Genomic DNA, 6,702 nt, shown 5'->3' with positions numbered 1-6,702 from the left:
CGAGCGTCAGATGATCGAGAAGAGGCAATCGTCAACGGCCCTGCTGAGGGCCGCTGTGGCATAGGACCGTCTCCACGCTTTCAGGGGATTGACAGTTCCGGGGTGAACGCCAGTTTGCGGACCTCCTTCCACACGCGGGAGATCGCCGAGTTGGTGTAGAGCCCGCCCTTGCTCGTGGCGAACAGCCGGTCGGATCGCGATCATGGCTGGGTGCCACGTGAGCGCCGCTATCCCTCCGACCTGACCGACGCCCAATGGGCCCTGGCCGAGCCGCTGCTTCCCGCGCCCAACACCGGCGGGAGATTGGAGAAGCATCCGCGCCGGGAGACCGTCGATGCGATCCTGTATGTGGTGCGTAGCGAGTGCGCCTGGCATCAGTTGCCGTTCGACTTCCCGCCCTGGCAGACCGTGTACTGGTACTTGGTCTACGACACGACGAGCGTTTGCATCTAGCCGCGACCCTAGTGGTTAATTCGATCACGCCGGAAGGGTGAGTTCGCGGAGCCGCATCAAGGGTGTCGATCTGATGATCGGGGTTCTGACCGGCGGTGAGACCCGCGCGTAGCCGATGAGCATGGTGTCGGAGGCGATTCCCCGAGCTGCGGCTGGCGGGCGACCCTGAGCCCGGGGTGGCTCGGCTGCCAGACGCGGCGGCTGAGAGCCGAGCCCCTGCTGTGTGACTGCTTCTGACAGAGGCATCGTGGCGGAACCGGGTGTCACTTGGTCCAGATGGCGGCGTAGATTCCGTTTTCGACGCTGATCTGGAACGGGTAGAAACCCTTGGCCTTCAGTTCGTTGAACCGGCTCTGGTAGCCGGCGGCGGTCATGCCGACGTAGGAGTACCAGGAGCCGGGCTTGTCGTCGTCGCGCCAGACGGTGGTGTAGCGGGCGTTGGGCCACACCGTGATGACGGTGGGGCGCCAGGCGCCCAGCGCCGTCGCGTCTTTGAACTCGATATTGTGCTTTTCCTGGGTCAGGGCGTAGCTGACATGCCATCCGAAGCCGCCGGGCTTGGAGGACCAGACCGCAACGTACCGGGGGGCATCAGCGGTGCCGTACACGTCAACCGAGGTCAGCCACAGGCCGTCCTTACGGGCGGTTGCGTTGGTGCTGTCCAGCTCTTTAGGGGTGATGTTGTGCTTGGCGATGTACCGAACGCCTGACCTTTTTACAAAGATGGCGGCGAAGCGGGCGTCTGCGCCGGAGCCGGTGGCGCTGACCACGGCGGGCAGGTAGCCCTGCGCGGTGTACTGGTCGAAGCGCCTCTGGTAGCCCGCTGAGGACATGTCCTGGTACATGGCCCAGGGGAGGTCAGCGCCCATGGCGCCACCAGAGGACGACCACACTGCGGCGTAGCGGGAGCGGCCCGAGCTGTCGGTTGAGATGCTGACCGTGATGGGCTGGTAGCCCTGTGCGGACAGGGTATTGAACCGCTCGGTCTGCTGGGCCGAGGTGAGTCCGTGGTAGGCGACAATCGACGGTGCCGTCTGCGCATGCGAATTCTGCGCCTGGGTGGCGCCTGCGGGCGTCGCCTGTGCGGGCGCCGCCACCGAGATGGCGGCGGCGGTCACGGTCAGGACGGCTGCGAGATTCTTGAGGGTACGCATGACTCTCCTGATTAGGTGGTCGTTCCCGATGAGGTGGTCGCCGGGCATGATCCCGGCGGCGGAGGAGTCCGGAACGGAGACGGGGAGTCCGGCGTCCGCGAGTGCGGCCACTGCGAGGGCGGCGCGTTTTTTGGTCTTCTCCTTGGTGTCGGAGTCCGGGTCGAGCCCGTGATCGCCGGCCGCCTCGGCCTCAGCAGTGCTTGCTCAGTGACATGTGCTTGACGAGGTCGAACAGGGAGGGGTCGAACTGGCCCCAGGCGATCCATCGGTAGCTTCGCGTATGGCTGGGCAGGTTCTTGACGAATTTGGTGCTGCTGCTTCGGTACACCTGTATGTCGCCGAGCACGGCCTTGCGCCCGTCCAGCAGGTGCGCCCACATCAGCCAGGCGTCGTTGTCGTCAAGACTGAAGACCGTGGCGTCCAGGCGCGCCGTGCCGTCCGAGTACAGAGTCCATTTGGCGCCGGGTTCGATCGTGCATGAGCCCGCGGTGAGGTAACCCCTCCAGGTGAACGTGACCTGATCGGAAGTGGACGCGTTGGCTGTCCCGGCGGTGGGGAGCGCCAGGGCGAGGGTGAGGGCACCCATGCTCGCGGCTACACCTGCTACCCTTCGGATGCTTTTCACGGCACTTCCTTTCGTTGGCAGCTGTTGAAAGCTGACGGTCGTTGATCAGGTGGAGCATGATGGTCTTACGCATCACTGATACGGCCATTGGGTTGCAAATCGCTTGATTAGCGCTTTCGCACGCTCCTTAGTGCTACAGCCAGTTTTTGTGATCTTCAGTCTTGGATCATGAGTGGACTGGCCGCGGGTGACCTTCAGCAGTGGGTGGACGGGCTGGATGCGTTGTTCGTGCGGGTGTCGGGTCGGTTCGGGCGGGTGGAGCCGCGGCGTCAGGCGAGGGCGATATGACTGGCTTGCTGGCTCCGGTGGAGCGGAAGAACGGCTGGCAGCTGGCTGAGGCGGCTAGCGAAGCGATGCCGGATCGGATGCAGCGGTTGCTGGTCAGCGCCCGCTGGGACGCCCGGGGTGTGCGGACGGATCTGCGGGCGTATGTGGTGGACCACCTCGGGCACCGGGATGGGGTGCTGATCATGGACGAGACCGGCTTCATCAAGAAGGGCACGAAGTCGGCTGGGGTGTAGCGTCAGTACTCCGGTGCGGCGGGCCGGATCGAAAACTGCCAGCTCGGCGTGTTCTTGGCCTATGCATCCCCGCTGGGCCGAGAACGCCACCCCAAGGCGGGCGTCATAGCGGATCCCCAGGCGGAAGGCCGTGAACAGCTCGCGCTGGAGCTCTTCGGGCAGAGCGAGCTTCGTCTGGAGCATCGGGAGCTTGTGGAGCAGGTCGGTTCGGTGGTCACGAGCGGGCGGACTCGCCTCGGCATCGGCAAGCTCCTGCGCCTTGGTCCGGCGCTCACCTTCCAGCTCCGCGAAGCGGGCTCGCAGACGTTGGCAGAACGCGTCGTCCGCGTCGATTTCCTCGATCTGGGCGATCAGCCTGTCCTGCTTCCGCGCTGGCACGGCCAAGGAGGCGACAGCTCAGCGGTAACTGCCCCGATGTCCCGTTTGACGTGATACATGCCGTTCGGCGTCGTCGAGCGTGGCGCCGTCCACGTCGAAGCGGCGTAGGCGATGCCGGAAGTGGCGGGGCCTGCGAAAATCGCCGCGTGCCGATCTTCCGTGCCGCCCTGGTCACCGTCGCGGTATTGACCGCCGCCGTCCTGGCCTTCCCTCAGTTGATGCCGAACGGGATCGGTCATCTCGGCAGCCTGGTCGAGACGTTCCTGCCGTGGCTCGCGCTGGCCGTTCCCGTGCTGCTCGGCCTGGCCTGGTGGCGGCGCTCCGCGGCGGGTGCGCTGGCCACGCTGCTGCCGGTCGCCGCCTGGTTCGCCCAGTTCGGCGGACACCTGCTACCCCGAGGAGAACAGCCACATCACCTGGTCGCCGTGCAGCACAACGTCAGTGACGAGAACACCGACCCGGCCGGCACGGCGCGCACGCTGATCGCGGCCCGGCCGGATGTGATCGGCCTGGAGGAACTCCTGCCGGCAGCCCTGCCGGCCTGGGAGGCCGCGCTGCACGCCGAGTACCCGTATCGGACGGTGCACGGCACCGTCGGCCTCTGGTCCCGCTTCCCTCTCACCGAGACGGCCACGGTGAACATCCGCCCGCACGACGTCGGCCCGGACTGGAACCGCGGGCTGCGCGCCGTTGCCCGCACCCCGCACGGCGACCTCGCCGTCTACGTCGCCCACCTGCCCTCGGTACGCATCGGTGCAGGGGGATTCGACGCCGTACGCCGCGACGAGAGCGCCCACCGGCTCGGCGCGGTGCTGGCCGCCGAACCGCTCGACCGCATCCTTCTGCTCGGCGACCTCAACAGCACCGTCGACGACCGCGGGCTGCGCCCGGTCCTCTCGCTGATGGCAGCCCCACCCCGCGATTTCGCCTTCAGTTGGCCGGCCCGCGCCCCGCTGGCACGTATCGACCAGATCCTGACCCGCGCTATGACGGTGACCGACATCCACCCGCTGCCGAGAACGGGCAGCGACCACCTACCGATCATCGCCCACATCCGCCTTTGACCGGTGGGGCAGGTCATCCCAGGATTACGTGCGGTCGGGGCGGCTCCCCGTCAATCGGCTCGAGACCTACTCGGCATCGCAGGTCATGGCCTCGGATTCAGTCGGTTCCGTAGACCTCGTGCCAGCACTCTCGTCCTTCTTGCCCGCCTCGATGGAGGCGTAGCGCCGCCGTTGAAGCTCATCGCGTTCGACGTCCGGGATCGTCATCGACTCCGCCAGCACGGCGGCGAGCGCGTCCACTTGAGAGTTGTCGATGTCAGCGTGGAAGAGCCACCGGATGTTCTCGTCTCGTGTGATGAGGTCGATCGCCAACCGCCCGCTTTTGTCCTGTGTGGTCGCTGCTCGGACGTATCGCACTCGGTCAATCGGGATGTCCTTACGGATCTCGCCTTCCTCAAGGAATGCGTTCGTCTTGGCCGTGATGATGCGACGATCCGTGACGGCGACGAGTGTCTTTGCCGCCGCCTTGTCCATCGCTGCCGCCAACTTCTCCTTCGCTCCGCTGAAGATCGCAGAAACTGGATCGAGGGCATCGAGCTGGTCGGGGAAGCCGAGGACGCGTAGGTCCTCACCGTCCTCGAGGAACCATCGCAGGATGCGAAGGTACGGCTCGAGATCCAGCGATTTGGGGGCGCAGACGACGCCCGGAGCCTTGAGCGGAGGGGCTGGCGGATGGAGAGCATCGGCAAGAGGTTTGATCGCCTCTAAGAGACGGGCAGAGGTTTGACGGGCTGCCTTGGAGTCCCTCCGCTTCCCCGGCAGTGGCAGTGTGTCGCGTCCGGGGAGCTCGGCGATGATTCGTAGCTCTCGCGTCAGCGAGTCGACGAGGCTCGTCGTCTCAGCGAGAGCGGAGTCGAGCTCCTTGCGAGTGTGGCGCGCGATGGTGTCGACGAGCCGGGCCTCGCCGACGTCTTCGGATCCAGCGGCTCTGGCCCGCGCGGCGTGGAGCGCCTGGTATCCGGTCCATGCCTTGACGGAAGACAGGAGGGCGTTGGCGTCGAAGAGGATTGCCTCGGCGTTCGTCTCGAGATACTCACGGCGGGCATGTGTGTCGAGCCGGTGAATCTGCCGGATGTGATTGCCGACGTTCATTCGGTACAGGTCAAGCTGCGTACGCAGGTCCGCCCTTTTGCCCGCGACGGTGTCCCATAGGGACGTCGGGACCGATCCGATTTCTCGCGCCTGGTCAACTGTGTGTTCGACGGTGGCGACGAGCGCCGTCAGCTCGGCCCACTGTGCGTGGCGGATAGTCGCGAGCACCTGGCTTGTCAGCGCGATGTTGGTCCTGACAAGCCCCGTGACCTCACTCAGCTGCATCTGAAGGGCGACCATGGCCAGCGCCGGCCCGATCGCAGCCGCGGTCTGCGCCACGTTCACCGCACTCAAGGGAATGAAACGGGCCTGAGCGATTATCTTGCCGTTGGCGAACACTGCTCCGAGGTTCGCGCCATCCTTGACGGCGAGCGTTCCACCGGCCTTCAGTAGGGCCTGTGTCGCGTCGCTGATCCTGTAGAGCCCCTGCACGCTGGCGAATGTGTTTCCGAGGTTGCCGGCCACGGTCGCCGTGTTTCCGATCGAGGCGAGCACTGTGGAGATCTGCATGCGGTCGGCGGCCGGCACGAGCCCAAAGTCGATCAAATCGAGCTTGAGCTCCTCCGGAACCTCGCCGAAGACGACAGCAACTCCTGGGAGCACCTCCGCCAGGACCGTCGATGCCGTCGTCGAGTCGATATCCGAGTCGGGCGTCGGATCGTCCGCAACAGGTGAGTCGGCGGTATTGCCCATTTCTCTCCCTTCGCCCAAAATTCGGACGCTCCGGTCTTCTGGCGGCGAAATCCTATTGGAACGGTCTATCCGCGCCCCACAGTTCCCACGATCTCAGATGTCACGATGGCACTGTCCGTTCAGTCGCGCAAAACGTGCGCCCGGCTCGCTGTGCGAGTCAACGCACGATCGATTCCCGGCTATCTCACACTGACGCGCCCTGGGTTCGGCTTGGTCGGCCGTCATGCCAGCTGCGTTTTCGCGTAGAGCGTCTCGTATTCGACCGGGGCGCGCACCCCCAGGGCGCTACTGGCAACGACATGAGGGCCGCTCCCCGCTCACTGCCGCCCTGCCGCAAGGCCGGCTCATGTATGTGTCGGTACGAGACGACCGCGGCGATCACGGCCGGCAGGCTCACGGATGCGGTTGTCGTCCATCGAATGCAGGCATCCACCCGGAAGCAGGGATTCATCGCGCCCCGCCTCCCCTGGCCACCTCGGCGCGGGCTTCGACTACGAGACGGCCCGAGGCGTGCCCGCCGGAGGCACTCACCAAATCTTCGGCACAGGCGCCTGCCGCCACCTCAGCCGGCAGCGGCGTCCAGAAACCAGGGCCAGGTGGAGTGACGCATGGTGGCGGCGCAACGACCTGTCGGGCGGGAGCTGCCAGACCTGGCGGTGGCGACGCCTCTCACGCCGGCGGATCGATCAGGCCGCGCTGGTGGCCTCGGGAGTTCGCAGCGC

The 6,702-nt window shown here is 65.9% G+C and carries 5 protein-coding genes and 2 pseudogenes; 4 read left to right on the top strand and 3 right to left on the bottom strand.

All coding sequences use genetic code 11. The features are described from left to right. Positions 1-168: 168 nt before the first annotated feature. Positions 169-420, top strand: a pseudogene (locus ABZ857_RS26075) (transposase); the annotation flags it as partial. Positions 421-716: 296 nt separating this feature from the next. Here the strand turns inward: ABZ857_RS26075 and ABZ857_RS26070 are convergent. Further along, the gene (locus ABZ857_RS26070) at positions 717-1,607 is read right to left on the bottom strand and encodes a hypothetical protein (RefSeq protein WP_357047115.1); all 891 of its coding nucleotides are present in this window, start codon (positions 1,605-1,607) and stop codon (positions 717-719) included. A gap of 190 nt (positions 1,608-1,797) precedes the next feature. After that, entirely contained in the window at positions 1,798-2,193 is a 396-nt protein-coding gene (locus tag ABZ857_RS26065; RefSeq protein ID WP_357047113.1) for a DUF6294 family protein, read from the bottom strand. Positions 2,194-2,400: 207 nt separating this feature from the next. Between ABZ857_RS26065 and ABZ857_RS26060 the strand changes: the two are divergent. The 3 genes and pseudogenes from ABZ857_RS26060 to ABZ857_RS26050 all read left to right on the top strand — a co-directional run. Continuing rightward, positions 2,401-2,822 (top strand): annotated as a pseudogene (locus ABZ857_RS26060) (transposase); the annotation flags it as partial. Continuing rightward, positions 2,802-3,185, top strand: coding sequence for a hypothetical protein (locus ABZ857_RS26055; protein WP_357047126.1), 384 nt, complete (start codon positions 2,802-2,804; stop codon positions 3,183-3,185). The pseudogene ABZ857_RS26060 and the gene ABZ857_RS26055, both read left to right, overlap by 21 nt. Before the next feature lie 92 nt (positions 3,186-3,277). Continuing rightward, positions 3,278-4,195 (top strand): endonuclease/exonuclease/phosphatase family protein, encoded by a 918-nt coding sequence (locus ABZ857_RS26050; RefSeq protein ID WP_357047111.1) that lies wholly within the window; start codon positions 3,278-3,280, stop codon positions 4,193-4,195. Between the two features lie 66 nt (positions 4,196-4,261). On the opposite strand, the gene ABZ857_RS26045 is transcribed toward ABZ857_RS26050, so the two are convergent. After that, positions 4,262-5,980 (bottom strand): hypothetical protein, encoded by a 1,719-nt coding sequence (locus tag ABZ857_RS26045; protein WP_357047109.1) that lies wholly within the window; start codon positions 5,978-5,980, stop codon positions 4,262-4,264. Positions 5,981-6,702 lie beyond the last annotated feature (722 nt).

The organism is Microbispora sp. NPDC046933 (assembly GCF_040644635.1).
Lineage (GTDB): Bacteria > Actinomycetota > Actinomycetes > Streptosporangiales > Streptosporangiaceae > Microbispora.
Note: the sequence above shows the minus strand (reverse complement) of the source record. Positions and strands in the feature narration are given on the sequence as shown.